General features: G+C 41.8%; 15 protein-coding genes. 7 read left to right on the top strand and 8 right to left on the bottom strand.

What is annotated here, in order from left to right; genetic code table 11:
• Positions 1-2 precede the first annotated feature (2 nt).
• Positions 3-368, top strand: coding sequence for a TusE/DsrC/DsvC family sulfur relay protein (locus H0262_RS09265; RefSeq protein ID WP_409033825.1), 366 nt, complete (start codon positions 3-5; stop codon positions 366-368).
• 65 nt (positions 369-433) lie between these two features.
• Here the strand turns inward: H0262_RS09265 and H0262_RS09260 are convergent, their stop codons facing one another.
• A complete protein-coding gene (locus H0262_RS09260; RefSeq protein WP_181210559.1) occupies positions 434-997 on the bottom strand; it encodes a tRNA (cytidine(34)-2'-O)-methyltransferase in 564 nt (187 codons plus the stop codon).
• 261 nt (positions 998-1,258) lie between these two features.
• On the opposite strand from H0262_RS09260, the gene H0262_RS09255 reads away from it, so the two are divergent.
• Entirely contained in the window at positions 1,259-1,399 is a 141-nt protein-coding gene (locus H0262_RS09255) for an entericidin A/B family lipoprotein (RefSeq protein WP_011280495.1), read from the top strand.
• A 96-nt stretch (positions 1,400-1,495) separates the two neighbouring features.
• Here H0262_RS09255 and hemW read toward each other — a convergent pair whose 3' ends face one another.
• Entirely contained in the window at positions 1,496-2,821 is a 1,326-nt protein-coding gene (gene hemW / locus H0262_RS09250; protein ID WP_181210558.1) for a radical SAM family heme chaperone HemW, read from the bottom strand.
• Positions 2,822-3,050: 229 nt separating this feature from the next.
• Here hemW and H0262_RS09245 point away from each other — a divergent pair, with 229 nt between their 5' ends.
• The 4 genes from H0262_RS09245 (at position 3,051) to accC (ending at position 7,528) form a co-directional block, all read left to right on the top strand.
• Positions 3,051-3,548 (top strand): EVE domain-containing protein, encoded by a 498-nt coding sequence (locus H0262_RS09245; protein WP_181210557.1) that lies wholly within the window; start codon positions 3,051-3,053, stop codon positions 3,546-3,548.
• A 380-nt stretch (positions 3,549-3,928) separates the two neighbouring features.
• Positions 3,929-5,296: an MATE family efflux transporter gene (locus H0262_RS09240; RefSeq protein WP_011513501.1), complete on the top strand. Its 1,368-nt coding sequence runs from the start codon at positions 3,929-3,931 to the stop codon at positions 5,294-5,296.
• 250 nt (positions 5,297-5,546) lie between these two features.
• Positions 5,547-5,978: an acetyl-CoA carboxylase biotin carboxyl carrier protein gene (gene accB, locus H0262_RS09235; protein ID WP_011513500.1), complete on the top strand. Its 432-nt coding sequence runs from the start codon at positions 5,547-5,549 to the stop codon at positions 5,976-5,978.
• A gap of 188 nt (positions 5,979-6,166) precedes the next feature.
• Positions 6,167-7,528 carry an acetyl-CoA carboxylase biotin carboxylase subunit gene (gene accC, locus H0262_RS09230; RefSeq protein ID WP_020443367.1) on the top strand — a complete coding sequence of 454 codons (1,362 nt, stop codon included), beginning with the start codon at positions 6,167-6,169 and terminating at the stop codon, positions 7,526-7,528.
• Positions 7,529-7,664: 136 nt separating this feature from the next.
• Here accC and H0262_RS09225 read toward each other — a convergent pair whose 3' ends face one another.
• Complete coding sequence (locus H0262_RS09225) at positions 7,665-8,279, bottom strand: hypothetical protein (protein WP_181210556.1); 615 nt, start codon at positions 8,277-8,279, stop codon at positions 7,665-7,667.
• 290 nt (positions 8,280-8,569) lie between these two features.
• A complete protein-coding gene (gene leuA / locus H0262_RS09220; RefSeq protein WP_181210555.1) occupies positions 8,570-10,354 on the bottom strand; it encodes a 2-isopropylmalate synthase in 1,785 nt (594 codons plus the stop codon).
• 217 nt (positions 10,355-10,571) lie between these two features.
• On the opposite strand from leuA, the gene H0262_RS09215 reads away from it, so the two are divergent.
• Positions 10,572-11,060, top strand: coding sequence for an Lrp/AsnC family transcriptional regulator (locus tag H0262_RS09215; protein ID WP_181210554.1), 489 nt, complete (start codon positions 10,572-10,574; stop codon positions 11,058-11,060).
• A 19-nt stretch (positions 11,061-11,079) separates the two neighbouring features.
• Here H0262_RS09215 and H0262_RS09210 read toward each other — a convergent pair whose 3' ends face one another.
• From H0262_RS09210 to prmC, 4 genes are all read right to left on the bottom strand, one after another.
• Positions 11,080-12,381 (bottom strand): YbfB/YjiJ family MFS transporter, encoded by a 1,302-nt coding sequence (locus tag H0262_RS09210; RefSeq protein WP_133104229.1) that lies wholly within the window; start codon positions 12,379-12,381, stop codon positions 11,080-11,082.
• Between the two features lie 86 nt (positions 12,382-12,467).
• Complete coding sequence (locus tag H0262_RS09205) at positions 12,468-13,823, bottom strand: AarF/ABC1/UbiB kinase family protein (RefSeq protein WP_181210553.1); 1,356 nt, start codon at positions 13,821-13,823, stop codon at positions 12,468-12,470.
• Positions 13,824-13,897: 74 nt separating this feature from the next.
• Positions 13,898-14,692 (bottom strand): HesA/MoeB/ThiF family protein, encoded by a 795-nt coding sequence (locus H0262_RS09200; RefSeq protein WP_181210552.1) that lies wholly within the window; start codon positions 14,690-14,692, stop codon positions 13,898-13,900.
• Between the two features lie 15 nt (positions 14,693-14,707).
• The gene (gene prmC / locus H0262_RS09195) at positions 14,708-15,634 is read right to left on the bottom strand and encodes a peptide chain release factor N(5)-glutamine methyltransferase (protein ID WP_181210551.1); all 927 of its coding nucleotides are present in this window, start codon (positions 15,632-15,634) and stop codon (positions 14,708-14,710) included.
• Between the last annotated feature and the right edge of the window lies 1 nt (position 15,635).

The raw sequence follows: 15,635 nt of genomic DNA, 5'->3' as shown, positions 1-15,635 counted from the left end.
GTATGTCTACTAACTCGTCTACATCCTCTCTGAGCTCAATCGATTTAGCATTAGACGATGTGGCATTAGACCAAGATGGGCATTTATGTGACCACACTATCTGGACGCCCGTTATTGCACAGCAGCTAGCTAATACCTTGGATGTCGTCTTAGATACTGAGCGCTTGGCAGTGTTACAGCAAGTACGAGCTTTTTTTGTAAAATTCAATCACGCACCTGCTACGCGCCCGTTGATTAAATGGCTACAGCAAACCTTGCCTGATAATGACATCAGTAATCAAAAGCTGCAGCAGCTATTCAATACTGGTTTGGTCGCCCGCCATGTCAATCGCCTTGCTGGGCTGCCCAAACCCCCTAATTGCTTATAAATGCCCATAAAAAAGGCAGATAAATCATTTTCTTTATCTGCCTTTTTTAATTTTAATAATAAAAATTACTCTTTAGGGTCGTAGACGGTGAGTGTCTCATAGCCGATACTACGACCTTCATCACCGCCAAATCCTTGTTGTCGCCATACCTCATATAAACATATTGCCACGCTGTTCGACAGATTCAAACTGCGTGAATCTGCTAGCATCGGCAATCGTAGCCAGTTATCAGCGCCAATATCTTCACGTATATCATCTGCCAGTCCCGCTGTTTCTGAGCCAAAAACCATGGCCACATTATTTCCATAAAACTCACTGCCCGATTCTGCAGTCTCTTGTCCACCAAAATCATAATCATAAAAAGGCTTACTTAACTTGGTAGTCAACGCCGTAATGGTATGACAGTCAGCATCTTGCAGTGCTTGCTTTGCCATTGACCAATTGTCGTGCACTTGCAGATGGGCATACTCATGATAATCCAATCCTGCACGGCGCAATTTTTTATCATCCAGCTCAAACCCTAATGGTTTGACTAAATGCAGCTGCGCCCCACTATTGGCACACAGACGAATGATATTGCCCGTATTACTGGGCATTTTTGGCGCTACCAGCACGATATGAATGGTCATACTCTCTCCGTCATTAGCATTAGGGTTGTTTTTCTGACTTATATGGCAAAGGTAATTAAAAGTTACAGTTTACTGCCAATAATTACATTTTGATACTGGGCACGTATTTTAACTTTGATTATGATGGCTGTAACGGACAAGGGGATAATATAAAAATATTGTCATCGTCTGTTATCATCTTGCAGTGCAACTTAAGATCAACATCAGGTTTCACTGTTATTACACTACCTATCTGTATCTGTATTTTTTGAGGAATATACCATGAAAAAATTAGTTATCGCATCTTTGGCTGCTATGTTTGTATTAACTGGTTGTAACACTTTTAAAGGTCTAGGCCAAGACGTATCAAGCGCTGGTAGTGCTGTAAGTGGTACTGCACAAGAAGTACAAAACAAAATCTAAGCTTTAAATATTTAGGTTGTTTAAAGGGCTTATCATCTATGTGATAAGCCCTTTTTTATTAAGCTTAAGTTCTGAACACTTAACGAGCATACTTCGCTATAAAAATGCTCTTAATATTTGATTGAGATACCTTTTACCAAGTTCTGTCGGTTGCAACTGTTCCGGATGATCTATCAATAGACCTTGCTCGATTAATGTAGCAACTTGTATTGCAATGCTGTCATAACTTAGCCCCGTACGTGCTTCAAATAACGACCATGCTACACCACCATGCAAACGTAAGGCATTAAGCATAAACTCACTAACCAACTCCTCTTCATCAATCGCTTGCCAGCCAACCATTTTTGGCACTGATATTGATGCCCCATCTTGGCCATGAGCTTTTTCATATTCCATATAACTTTTTGGCATACGGGATTTACTAAAGCGATAGATACCTGCTTGGTTGGTTTCATTATCAATAGTCCAGAAATCAGTCGTCATCTCATTGCCAATACCTTGTCCAATAATATCTTGTCCAATAGTGACTTTTCCATGAGCACCCGCCCCGATTGCCAAATAGTCACCAAACTGCCAGTAGTTGACGTTATGTTGACAAGGCTTATCCGCTGCCCCAGACCATGCAGATACCTCATAATTGCAATAGCCTAAATTCTGTAATAATGTCTGACCAGATTCTTCTATATCTGCCAAGCGATCCTCATTGGGTAAAATTGGCTGACTGCGATAGAATACGGTATTTGGCTCAATGGTCAGCTGATACCATGAGATATGGGTCGCACCAGCATCGTGTGCCATTTGAATATCGTCTAACGCCTCGCTCATGGTTTGCTCTGGTAGTCCATGCATCAAATCCACGTTTACGCGCTCAAATCCAGCTTCTCGAGCTGCTTTAATTGCAGATAGCGCTTGAGTAGGATTATGAATACGTCCAAGCGTGGTTAATTGTTCAGCAGAAAAGCTCTGCACACCTATCGATAGGCGATTAATACCCACCCCTAAATACTCAGCAAATGGCGCATGCTCAAGGGTGCCTGGATTTGCCTCCATGGTGATTTCGATGTCGCTAGAAAATTGATAATATTTCTTTAAACCATCAAACAAGCGCTGGTATTGAGCAATGGGCAACAACGACGGCGTACCACCGCCTATAAATATGGAGCTAATCTCACGTCCTTGGGTCAATATCTGCTGCATAGCAGCATCTTGCAATAATGCATCTACATATTCATCATACATGGACAGCTGACCGTCTAGTGGTAGCTCATGTGAATTAAAATCACAGTATGGGCATTTTTTGACACACCACGGGATATGGATGTATAACGCCAATGGAATGTCTGTCACTTCTACTGCATTCGAATGACCATCATGAAAAGGCTTTGCTTGCTGAGACAGTTGATTAGGTTTGATATTTGACATAAGCGGACTTATCTATAAATAGGTAACTGCCATCAATAGCAGAAAATACCGCTAGGATAACGGCTAAGCACAGTAAAAAAAAGCCTAACTTCAAGAAAATTCTATCGATAACAAAACCAGCAACGAAGGCTCATGTTAAAAATTCTTAGTTATAGGCAAAATAACTAAGAATCATCATTATTATATAAAATAATTATAAATAACCGACTATATAAAAAGGATAAAAACCATGGCATATTGGCTTATAAAATCTAATCCAAGCTGTTTTAGTATAAAAGACTTAGAAGGTGCAGGAACAGAGATGTGGGATGGCGTGCGTAACTACCGAGCCCGCAATTTTATGCGTGATGATATGCAAGTAGGTGACAAGGGGTTTTTTTACCACTCTAGTGCTAAACCCTCTGGCGTTGCTGGTATCGTGACTATTAGTCAAGCTGGCTATCCTGATATTACTCAATTTCATCCTGAACACCGGCATTACGACCCGAAAGCCACCGCAGAGAATCCGCGATGGTATATGGTGGATGTGACTTTCAATCAAGCTTTTAACAATATATTACCACTGTCAGAGCTAAAGTTTCTGCCCGCGCTCGAGGACTCATTATTACTGAGAAAAGGCTGTGAGCAATTGACCATCATACCGCTTGAGCCTAAACACTGGTATGCAATCATGGATATTGCAGAAAATCTTAATTTACTGTCAGAAGATACTGACTCTATTGAATGAATAATTCTGGCTTACAAGCACCAAAATTGATGTTTAATTCTTCTATTAAGGGCTGAGTACACCTATAAATACGACCCTTATCAAACCTTTCTAAAATATTTACATTATAGCCTAACTTCTTTATCATTCTATTAACTTATGACCTGTCACTTCATCACTTGAATTGACGGGTTATTTTTATTTTAGCATCAGTGATTCTTTTTTCACTCTGCATGCCTAGTCTTATTAAAAATGGACTTGCTCATATTATTTATCGGAGTATTATCGTCGCACACCTCCTATTTTACTGTCTCGCTATTGATTTATTAATGGCTGTGTTTGTTCATTAGTAAAATTTGTTTATCAAAAATAATTATTGTAAAGAATAAAAGTTGCTCATTATGGTTTTCCCGTTGTCTTTTGTAGATTTTAAAAGTTACAGTTTACGCTTAGGTATACTCGCGCTGCCCATCTTAATCACCCAGTTTTGTCAAGCAGCGCTTGGTGTTGTCGATGCCATTATGGCAGGTCAAGTTTCGGCACTTGATTTGGCTGCTGTCGCTGTCGGCTCAGGTATTTGGCTACCATTATTTTTATTAGCAACAGGTATTTTGATTGCGACTACGCCTCTGATCGGTGAAGCCATTGGTCAAAACCAACTCGATAAAGTACCACATATCACGCAGCAGTCATTATGGACAGCTGGTGTCATCGGCATCCTTGGTTTTATCATTGTCAACCTAGCACCCAATGTACTTGCCCTCATGGGTGTTCCTGAAAATATACAACCGATAGCAACTCAGTATTTGCATGGCGTATCATTTGGCTTCCCTGCAATTGCCGTTTATGCGGTGCTGCGTAGTTACTGTGAAGCGCTTGGTCGACCAGAGCCTGTGACAGTTATTAGCATAATAGGGCTGCTTGCAGATATCCCGCTCAACTATATTTTTATCCATGGCTTGTTTGGCATGCCTGAGATGGGTGGCGCTGGTTGCGGGGTAGCAACTGCTATCGTTTTGTGGATTAACGTCTTATTATTAGCCGCTTATACCAGCTTTACTAAGCGTCAGCAATTTGCCAGTACGCGCTTTTTTTATGCCTTTGCCAGCCCAAATCGGGCACAGATAAAAAAACTTCTCAAGCTTGGTATTCCGATTGGCGTCTCTATCTTTTTTGAAGCCAGTCTATTTAGCTTAGGCGCACTGGTGATTAGTCCATTGGGTGAGCTGGCAACCGCATCGCACCAAGTCGCCCTATCAGTGACCTCGCAGTTGTTTATGATCCCAATTTCGGTCGCGATGGCACTGACCATTATGGTATCCAACCGCTTTGGTGAAAAAAACCTAATGGCACTGCGTCAAGTACAAGCAACCGGTCTTATATGGACGGTACTGATTGCATTTGCTTGTATGATTGGTGTTTGGCTATTTAGACCACAATTAGCAGCGGCATTCACTGACAATCCTGTAGTACGAGCTCAAGCCATGCATTTGCTCATCTTTGCGCTTGCTTATCAGCTATTTGATGGCTGGCAAGTCAATGTCGCAGGCATATTACGGGGCATGCAAGATACTACAATCCCGATGTGGGTTACCCTATTTTGCTACTGGATAGTGGCACTGCCGCTTGGTATTTATCTAGTACGCTTTACTGATATTGGGGCGCAAGGTTTTTGGATGGCTTTAATTACAGGGTTATTTTTATCGTCTATTTTACTTACCATACGTTTGCGCTACCAACAAAAGAGATTGCTGGCAATGTGGGGATAATAATAAGACTAGGTTTACACAAGTTTATCTAAATGTTATCTGTAATAATCATCACTGGCGCTCGCAAGTCACATAGACTATGATAAATTCTTACTCAAACGAGCGCTTACGTCATAATATGTAAAAAAACTCAGTTAACAACTGTACATCGATTGCTCATTGCCGTGAATATAGGTATCATTAGCAATTATCTACACAATATTTAGTTACACTATTTTTCTCGAATTTGTTACAAGGCAAAAATACAATTATGGATATTGAAAAAATACGCACCCTCATTGCACTCATGGAAGAAAGCGAACTGGTTAATTTGGAAATAAGCTCAGATGACGAGCATATCAGTTTGACTCGTCACTATGATGCGCCGGCGCCAACGATGATGGCTGCACCTACTGCTGGTGCTGCTACACCTCATACTACTGAATCGCAGCCTGCGATGAAAGCAGGTAGTGTTGAGACATCACCTATGGTTGGCGTTTATTACTCAGCCCCTAGCCCTAATGATCCACCATTTATAAAGGTTGGACAAAAAGTGCAAGCTGGTGATACGCTCGGCATCATTGAAGCGATGAAAATTATGAATCCTCTTGAGGCGACTCAAAGTGGTGTTATTGATGAGATCTTGGTCACTAATTCTGAAGTGGTACAGTTTGGTCAGCCTATCGTACGCTATAAAGCGTAACCAGATTTGCCAACCTTTACTTCGTTCTGATGGAGAGCGTGCTATTTACCAAGCAATATCAACTTATGCTTAGGCTATTTTAGCTTAAAGATTTTAAAGTTAGATAATCACTAGGCTTAATAATAAATTTTGATATTGCTGAATATAGTGACTCCATTAAAAAACGCCGCTTCAATAAGGATGACCCCATGATAAAAAAACTGCTCATCGCCAATAGAGGTGAGATTGCTCTACGTATCGTTCGCGCTTGTAAAGCCCTTGGTATTCAAACCGTTGGTGTTTACTCTACGGCTGATGCCAATTTGATGCACTTACGCTTTGTTGATGAAGCCATTTGTATCGGCAAGCCTAATGCCAATCAAAGCTATCTAAATATCAATACTATCTTGACTGCTGCTGAGATTACTGGCGCTGATGCCATTCACCCCGGTTATGGTTTTTTGGCTGAAAATGCTGAATTTGCTGAACGTATTGAAGAAGCTGGATTAACCTTTGTAGGCCCTACTGCAGATCATATTCGTCTGATGGGCAACAAGGTTTCCGCGATCAATGCTATGAAAAAAGCGGGTGTGCCGACAGTACCTGGTTCAGTAGGTGCTGTGACGCTACACAATGCTGAAGAGCAAGCGCGCAATATCGGTTTTCCCTTGTTGATTAAAGCGGCAGCGGGTGGCGGTGGTCGTGGTATGCGTGTGGTTGAGCGCTTTGAAGAAATTATCGGTCAAGTGCAAGCGGCTAAGCAAGAAGCTGAATTGTGGTTCGGTGATGACACGGTTTATATGGAACGTTATCTCCAAAACCCGCGACATGTAGAGATACAAGTACTTGGCGATGGTAATGGTAATGCCATTCATTTATATGACAGAGATTGCTCATTGCAACGTCGTCATCAAAAAGTTTTAGAAGAAGCCCCCGCCCCTGATATTCCTGATGATGTACGTCAGCCTATCTTAGATGCTTGTGTAAAAGCATGTAAGCTGGTCAAATACCGCGGTGCTGGTACTTTTGAGTTTTTATTTGAAAATAATGAATATTTCTTTATTGAGATGAACACTCGCGTACAAGTTGAGCATACTATTACTGAGATGATTACAGGCATTGATGTGGTCGTTGAACAGTTAAAAATCGCAGCCGGCTACGGTTTATCGTATCGCCAAAGTGAGATTGAAATTCAAGGTCATGCGATTGAATGTCGTATCAATGCTGAAGATCCAGTGACCTTTATGCCATCACCTGGTACGGTTACTCAGCTGTATTCGCCTAGTGGGGCTGGTATCCGCTTTGACTCACATCTATATCCTGGCTATGAGATTCCAAGTTACTATGATTCTTTGATTGGTAAGCTTATTTGTCATGGTCAAACCCGTCAGCAAGCGATTTCTAAAACGCTACAGGCACTTGATGAGTTGGTTATCGAAGGTATCAAAACAAATATCCCGATGCATCGTGATGTAATCTTATCAGATGATAATTTTGTTCATGAAGCACAGAATATTCATTATCTTGAAAGAGAATTGTTAACTGCTAATAAAGAAAAAGCCAACTTGTGAACTGATTAAATATTGATATCACATATTGTTATCCTAAAGATTTGTTCTCAATAAAAAAACCGCTATCCATGCAGATAGCGGTTTTTTTATTGATGATTGTAATTAAAGCTAAAGCAAAGTCACCGAAAAACCATTATTATGGCAGAATTCTATTAAAGTTCATAAAGCACTCTTTGCCATCAGGATCAGCACACCACTGCATTTGATTGCCATCATGATTTAAAAAGGCAATCAACGCCTCATTGCTCTGATCTATCTGGCTGCCGGAGCAATCTACTTCATTGTTATCGTAAACGGTTTTAATAGCAATGATAGGTAGCCCCTCTTCACGGTGCGTAATCAAATAACGTCCATAAGTCCACTCTTTGCCACTGACTGACCACATTTCATTATCAGCAGCAAAATTGTAAAGCTCACGGCACTGAGCAGATTTCTTTGCTGATGCAATGAGTTTTTTGCTGGTATCTGCTTGAATATTAATGAGTCGTTTTTCGTTTTGTGTCAATAGTCCTGCACCGGCGTCGACTTTAGGTTCATTACTTTTAATCTGACTCTTCTCTTTTGACGCTGCTTGCCGCGCCTCAGCTTCTTTGGTCATCGTGATACTACTGTTTAAATCGATCTCCCACTGTCCAGCAATCGCAGGACTAATATGTGTGGTAATGGTCGGCTTACTAACTGCTTCGCCATTTACTGGCAATGATGCCAAAATAGCGGCTAATGAAAATGAAGCAAATGAGAGAGGTTCCATAATTAACCTTGTTATTTATACTATTATAATAATGAATGCTATGTACATTAGCGTAAGTCTTAGTCACCGAAAACACAAGTAACATTATGCTATTAGGCTTTAACCTCTCAGTGGTAAGCATTTCAATAAGATCTCTAATTACTGAGTTTCAAACATAGGTCCAAACATAGGTCCAAACATAAAAAATAACGCCATGGCTCTGATTTGCTTATCGCAATGAGCCATGACGTTATACTTATAGAAACGTAAACTTATATACCTAAATATTTAAATTCTTAAGTACTTAGTTATTAAACAGCAGCGATACCAACTGCTTGAGCAAAGGCTGACAATGCGCCCTTTAGCATGGCTGATACCGTGCTGCTACAAGTGCCGATACCGGAATAAACTTCACCATCTACATTTAGCTGTATATAAGCAGCAGCATTGGCATTTGTCTTATTGTCTCTATTGTTATCATCATTGATACCATCACCGCTATTATGCTGCGGATTGATTGCATGCTCAGCGTAATTAATGACATGGATTGATTTGCCTGTATGCTGCGCCAATCCATCGATAAACGATGATAACGGCCCATTACCACCACCATCTATAGTGATGGTATCGCCATTCATCTGAACTTGACCGTTAAAGTAGACCTCCCCGCCTTTATTATTGACCGTGTAATCTAACAGCTCAAAACTGCCTTGCTGTAAATAAGTGTCTTCAAAGGTCTGTAAGATTTCATCATTCTGCAATTCACGAGCCGTGGTTTCAGCTTGTTTTTGTACCACACCACTAAAGTCAATTTGCATCCATCGTGGCAAATTAAAGCCATAGTTGCGCTGCAAGATATAAGCCACACCGCCTTTACCAGACTGGCTATTGATACGAACCACATCCTGATAGCTGCGACCAATATGTGCAGGATCAATTGGTAAATATGCCACATCCCAGACGTTTTCTGTCTTCTCCACATGCTTCTCATTATAGTCGAGGCACTTCTTGATCGCGTCTTGGTGCGAGCCGCTAAAGGCAGTAAATACAAGCTCACCCACATAAGGATGACGTGGATGCAGAGGCAAGTTATTGCATTCGCTAACGACTTGTACAATCTCACTCATGTTACTAAAATCAAGCTCAGGATCGATACCTTGGCTAAACAGATTCATCGCCATGACCATGATATCCATATTGCCGGTACGCTCGCCATTACCAAGCAAGGTGCCTTCGATACGATCTGCGCCAGCAAGCACACCAAGCTCAGCCGCCGCCACCGCACAGCCTCGGTCATTATGCGTATGCAAGCTAATAGTCACATGCTCACGCTTGGCAAGATTACGACAAAAATACTCGACTTGATCAGCGAATACATTGGGCATTGACGCCTCAACCGTCGCAGGTAAGTTTAAGATTACCTGTTGACCATTCTCGGGCTGCCAAACATCACAAACGGCATCACAGACTTCAACTGCATATTCAGTCTCAGTTTGGCTAAAGCTCTCAGGTGAATACTGGAATACCCATTCTGTTTCTGGATATTTAGCAGCATATTCAACCAATAATTTAGCACCAGTGACAGCTATCTCTTTGATTTCAGCTTTATCTTTAGCATATACTTTTTCGCGCTGAATACGGCAAGTTGAGTTATAAACATGAACGATGGCTCGTTTAGCGCCTTTTAAGGATTCAAAAGTACGAGCAATCAAATGCTCACGTGCCTGTACCAATACCTGCAAAGTCACGTCATCAGGCACATGATTTTCTTCAATCAATTTACGAGCAAAATCAAACTCGACTTGTGCCGCTGAGGGAAAACCTATTTCAATCTCTTTAAAACCCACATCTATCAAGGTTTCAAAAAAACGCATTTTTTGTTCAATAGTCATCGGATCAATCAATGCCTGATTGCCATCACGCAGATCCACACTTGCCCATATCGGTGATTTCTCTAGCGTTTTGCTCGGCCATGTGCGATCTGGCAACAGTGGCGCAAATGCAAAAGGGCGATATTTACGGAAATCGAAAGCGGCTTTTTTTGGTGTGCTCTTTGCAGCGGCAGGCGCTACAGGGCGTGTTGCTTGGTCAGACATAATCAATCCTTAGATGGCATTAGGTTGGTATTTTTAGTGAGGCAATCAATGCCAAAATCCTGCTTTATCATACGAGATAATACGAACTTATGCCATTATAATAACAAAGTTTATAAGGTGAATATCGGCTTTATAATAAGTATATTTACCTTATATTAGTGAAATACGATAAATAAATCGCTATAATTGGCATAATCCACTAATAAAAATACTTATTATGCAACATACTCATTCTAATCAGCTGTTAATTGCAAATATTGATGACACAGATAAACGCTTATTGCGCTTATTGCAGACCGATGCACGTATGAGCATTACTGAGCTTGCCGAGCGCGTTAATCTCTCGGCAACCCCTTGTGCGCGCCGTATTAAGCGCTTAGAAGATAGTGGCGTTATCACCGGTTATCATACTCAAACCGATGCTCAAAAACTTGGCTATCCCTTGGCAGTTTTCATTGCTATCAGTATGGACCGTCACACGGCCGACCGTTTTGAGCAGTTTGAGCGCAAGGTTAAAAGCTTCGATGAAGTCATCAGCTGTAGTATCGTCACTGGTCGCTCTGAGGACTACCTGATTAAAGTACGCGTACGCGATATGGCTCACTATGAGGAATTTTTATTGCATCGGTTAAATCGTATCGAAGGCGTGGCACAAGTTCATACCAGCTTTGAGCTGCGAGAAGTATTCAGCCGCAGTATGGTTTAATCCTACTAAAGTGATTCACTTAAATGATTATTTTTTGCAGTCGGTTCGTTTGACGCCAGAAAAAGAATACTAAAACCAGTCCTATCAGCAGTCCTATAGCCGCTACCAACAACCCTGCATTAAAGTTATCATTCTCTCCCGCCAGCGCTACCGTTACCAATGGTCCGATGAACTGCCCTATTGCATAGGCTAATGTCGCCAGTCCTATCAGCAGATTTGAGTAGATGGGATTTATGTTTTTAATAATCGTCAAGGTCATAGAGACCATACCCACAAAGGTTAACCCTAAAATCATGGCATTAGCATATAAACCAATAGCACCATCAAACCCTATTGGCAAATACATGCCAAACGCTTGCAATAACGTCAAGCCCATTAAGGTTTTGACTTCACCAATACGCTTGGCAAGAGCACCCCAAATCGGGTTTGAGAGCATGGCAAAGATACCTACCACCAACCAAATAGACAGTCCAGCAGAATTTTGAGTGGTCAAGCGCTGAGCTGCCATTACCGGCAAAAAAGTCGCCGATGTAATATAACCAAAGCCTGCCAGCACATAACTGGTCAACAATAATGCAATGGGCTTGCTATGACCTGCTAGCGCCTCGTATAAAGAACGCTTAAAATTAATATAGGTTTGATATAGCGAGGAATAATGATTACTCTGGGGTGTTTCTGAGCTTACTGATGTTGGATTTGATGATGTTGAACCAGATAAAGTAACCATAGCAGACGGACGTATGCCATACAGCAACCATAAAACAGGTAAGCTAATCATTCCAGCGATCAGCCAAATCACGTCGAAATGGTAGCCAAGCGTCAGTAACCACCACGTCAATATTGCGGAGGCACTGATACCGACGCCGATACCTGCATAGTGTACTGCCGATAGCACTGAACGGCGCTCAAGACTGAAGCTTTGAATGACCAAAGATGAGCTTAAAATCATCGCCACACCACTTGCAATACCTGATATCAGCCGAATGCCATACCATAGATTTAATGACATATTTGGCACGACCAACAGAATGGTAGTAATGACACTAACTATTGTCCATAATATTAGCATATGCCATGTTAAACGCTGCGGCACAAACATCGCGATAAGCGCGCCAATAAAATAGCCAATATAGTTGATTGAAGCCAGCCAGCCTGCAATGGTCGTGGATAGCGACAATTGCAGCATAATATCAGGTAAAGTGGCTGTAAATAAAAAGCGTCCAAACCCCATCACTACTGCCATACAGTACATACCAATCAACGCAACAGCTGTTTCATTGGTAATAGTAATAACAGCACGGCTTTTGAGAGCAGTCATCATGACAGGGCCATTTTGTGGCAAAAAGCACACAATCCTTTGTGTTAAATGAACGAGTATTAGAACAGCATTGAATATAGTATTTAATCCTACGAAACATTGAGTGTTGGACGATTTTCTTGCTCATTTCTCTCTGCTTGTCCCAACATCTGCACGCGCTGATCACTAAACATATCCATATCAGGTGCAAGCGTACGCATAAAGCGGTCAAAATAGAGCATCTGCTTGGTCAATAAAGCAAAGTCACGCGGAAAATGAATACCATGACGCTTACCGACCTCAACTATCTCCAGCATCATTGTATTCAACTCATCCGCCTGCTCTTTCGTATTAAAAGGCACACCACTGGTAAAGGCTTTGTCCTCTGCCATGATGGTCTTCATCATACGCTGCAAATCATCACCTAATGCCACCACATCAACCTGATTACCACCATGTGTCATCTCCATATCTATCATATGGCGTGCCATCGCATAATAATCATTATCCTGCATGGCTTGCATCATTCCCATGCAAGCGCGCCAGCTTTCAGCCTTCAATTTACCGACAATACCAAAATCTAAAAATCCGATACGTCCATCAGTTAATAGCATTAAATTACCCGCATGCAAATCCGCATGGAAACTATTACACAGCATCAGGCTTGCAAACCAAGTATTGAGCGTATCTGCCATCACTTGGGCAGGATCAGTACAATATTGACGCATCAAAGTTTCATCTACCATAGAGACACCGTATAAGCGGCTCATGGTCAACACACGCTTGGTAGTGTACGCCTCATAGACTTTTGGTGCCACCACGCGTGTATTGCCTGATACTGCCAAAAACTGCTGAAAGTCACGAATATTTTGTGCCTCAGCGATAAAGTCTGTCTCCGCAAGCATACGCAAACGAATCTCATCAATAATCGGTGCAATGCTGGCAAATCTCATTGAAGGCATCAACAATTCAACCAGCTTTGTCACGCCATGCAATACACCCAAATCCGTCTGCATAATGGTTTCGACGCCAGGTTTTTGCACCTTTAAGACAACTTCATCACCATTATGCAAACGCGCTGCGTGGACTTGGGCGATAGAAGCAGAAGCCAGTGGTTTTGAATCAATATAGGCAAACGTCTCTTCAAGTGTGAGTCCATTAACAGCTAGCTCTTCTGTTAATACTTGCTCGATATAAGCATAAGACAATGGCGTGGTTTGATCCAAACAGCTTTGAAAGGCTTGCACATATTCGCGCGGAAATAATGACGGCGTACTGGCAATAAACTGCCCAATTTTGATATAAGTCGTACCCAGTTGTTCAAAAGTTTCTTTTAACAGCATGGCATCAGGCTTTTCGCCCTTCGCCACTCTAAGCGCTGATAAACCAGCGACACTTGCTGTTTGACGAACACGATTAACGACATTAAAGGTATGTTTTAATAAATGCGGACGATGAATTTTCATAAAAGACAACTGTGGTCATAAGAAGGATATTTGAGAATCGGCGATTATAATTGGTAAAAAATCATTAATTGAAATTAGGAAAGGCTATTACAGACAGGACATTCTGACTCTTTTCGATATCCCATCAAGCGTTGCTGCATCCGACTACCATCCCATATCAGCAGTTTGTTTGTCAGTGGATTTTTGGTTAATCCTAGATATTGTAAAGCAGCATTGGCTTGTAGATTGCCCATGATAGCTGTGGTGCTGGCAAGTACCCCTGAATTAGCACACGTACGTTCATCCGCCTCGGCATCCAGTACTACCGAACCAAACACGCAGTGATAGCAGCCGGTATTTAGATCTGGCTCAAATAGTGCCAGTTGCCCTTGCATCGCAATAGCAGATGCCGATAATAATGGAATCTGATAGCGCACACTAATACGATTGATGATGTCACGGGTAGCAAAATTATCTGTACAGTCTAACAATAGGTCTGGCGTACCGGACGCCATATCAAGTAACTCATAAGCATTGTCTTCACTCAAACGCGCTATCGTACCGCGAGCTGTGATTAAAGGATTGATACGCATTAACATTTGCGCAGCAGTTAGAGCTTTAGGTTTACCAATATCCTCCGGTAAAAACAATGTTTGACGCTGTAAATTACTGGCTTCAATGTCATCGTCATCAATTAGGTGAATATGCCCAAGTCCTGCACGCACTAAGGTTTCAGAAGCTGGGCAACCTAGCCCACCTGCGCCTATCATGACGACACGTGATGATTTTAGTCGTAGCTGAGCATCAATGTCCCAGCCATCAAGCAATATTTGACGCGCATAACGCAGCAGCTCATCATCTAACAATATTTCTGTTTCTACATTACTCATATGGATTACCAGTACTCAATATTGCCGCTTATTTTTATTAAACTGCCCAAGCGTCACTCTATCGTTCCCACCAAAATCTTTAATCGTTTGTATATTATCGAAGTGATTGTCCGCAAATAACTGGCGCGCAGCATGCCCTTGATCAAAGCCATGCTCAATCGCTAGTAGCCCGCCTACTTTTAGGTACTGCGGCGCATGATGGACAATATGTTCGATATCAGCCAAACCATGATTAGGGGCGCTCAAAGCACTAATTGGCTCTGCTAATAAACCTGATAAATGCTCATCCGCCTCATCAATATAGGGCGGATTTGAGACAATCACATCGAATAAATGTTCGTCCTGAGTAGAGAGTGCATCATACCAGCTACTATGGACAAACTCGATATCTACAGCATTACTAACCGCATTATGCTGAGCAATTTTTAGCGCCTCTAGCGAGAAATCAACGGCAACAACTTGCCAGCTTACTGGTTCCAATTTGCGAGCCAGCTTTAACTCGTGAGCAAGACTGATGGCAATGCAACCAGAACCCGTGCCCAGATCAAGCAGACGCTTATTGCTAGCAGCATTAGGCACAAACTCTTCATTGGCAATATTTATCCAATGTAGTACTTGCTCAACCAAAACTTCAGTATCGGGTCTGGGAATTAAGGTATGTTCATTAACGGCAAAATCAAGCGACCAAAATGCCTGTATACCCGTTAAATAAGCCAATGGTATACCTTGCTGCATTTTGGTCACACCAGTGTTAAATCGCTCAACCTCAACATCACTTAGCTGATAGCTATCATCCGTTATTAAAAATAGCGCGGGTTTATCAATGATATATAACAGCCAATCCGTTATCCAAAATGGCGGAACAGATAATTCTTCCGCCATTTGTATCGCTTGCTGCTTGATTTGCCATACTGTTACGTCTGCTGCTTTTTGCGCTGTCATA

Origin of the sequence: Psychrobacter sp. D2, assembly GCF_013608135.1 — a bacterium.
In the GTDB taxonomy this organism is placed as follows: Bacteria; Pseudomonadota; Gammaproteobacteria; order Pseudomonadales; family Moraxellaceae; genus Psychrobacter; species Psychrobacter cryohalolentis.
This window is presented reverse-complemented; position numbering and strand designations above follow the sequence as displayed.

Bases quoted from the DNA above. Each gene is read 5' to 3' on its own strand.
- H0262_RS09205 (WP_181210553.1), bottom strand. From the start codon at position 13,823: ATGAAAATTCATCGTCCGCATTTATTAAAACATACCTTTAATGTCGTT.
- H0262_RS09245 (WP_181210557.1), top strand. From the start codon at position 3,051: ATGGCATATTGGCTTATAAAATCTAATCCAAGCTGTTTTAGTATAAAA.
- accB (WP_011513500.1), top strand. From the start codon at position 5,547: ATGGATATTGAAAAAATACGCACCCTCATTGCACTCATGGAAGAAAGC.
- H0262_RS09210 (WP_133104229.1), bottom strand. From the start codon at position 12,381: ATGATGACTGCTCTCAAAAGCCGTGCTGTTATTACTATTACCAATGAA.
- H0262_RS09255 (WP_011280495.1), top strand. From the start codon at position 1,259: ATGAAAAAATTAGTTATCGCATCTTTGGCTGCTATGTTTGTATTAACT.
- hemW (WP_181210558.1), bottom strand. From the start codon at position 2,821: ATGTCAAATATCAAACCTAATCAACTGTCTCAGCAAGCAAAGCCTTTT.
- H0262_RS09240 (WP_011513501.1), top strand. From the start codon at position 3,929: ATGGTTTTCCCGTTGTCTTTTGTAGATTTTAAAAGTTACAGTTTACGC.
- prmC (WP_181210551.1), bottom strand. From the start codon at position 15,634: ATGACAGCGCAAAAAGCAGCAGACGTAACAGTATGGCAAATCAAGCAG.
- H0262_RS09215 (WP_181210554.1), top strand. From the start codon at position 10,572: ATGCAACATACTCATTCTAATCAGCTGTTAATTGCAAATATTGATGAC.
- H0262_RS09265 (WP_409033825.1), top strand. From the start codon at position 3: ATGTCTACTAACTCGTCTACATCCTCTCTGAGCTCAATCGATTTAGCA.
- H0262_RS09260 (WP_181210559.1), bottom strand. From the start codon at position 997: ATGACCATTCATATCGTGCTGGTAGCGCCAAAAATGCCCAGTAATACG.
- H0262_RS09225 (WP_181210556.1), bottom strand. From the start codon at position 8,279: ATGGAACCTCTCTCATTTGCTTCATTTTCATTAGCCGCTATTTTGGCA.
- accC (WP_020443367.1), top strand. From the start codon at position 6,167: ATGATAAAAAAACTGCTCATCGCCAATAGAGGTGAGATTGCTCTACGT.
- H0262_RS09200 (WP_181210552.1), bottom strand. From the start codon at position 14,692: ATGAGTAATGTAGAAACAGAAATATTGTTAGATGATGAGCTGCTGCGT.
- leuA (WP_181210555.1), bottom strand. From the start codon at position 10,354: ATGTCTGACCAAGCAACACGCCCTGTAGCGCCTGCCGCTGCAAAGAGC.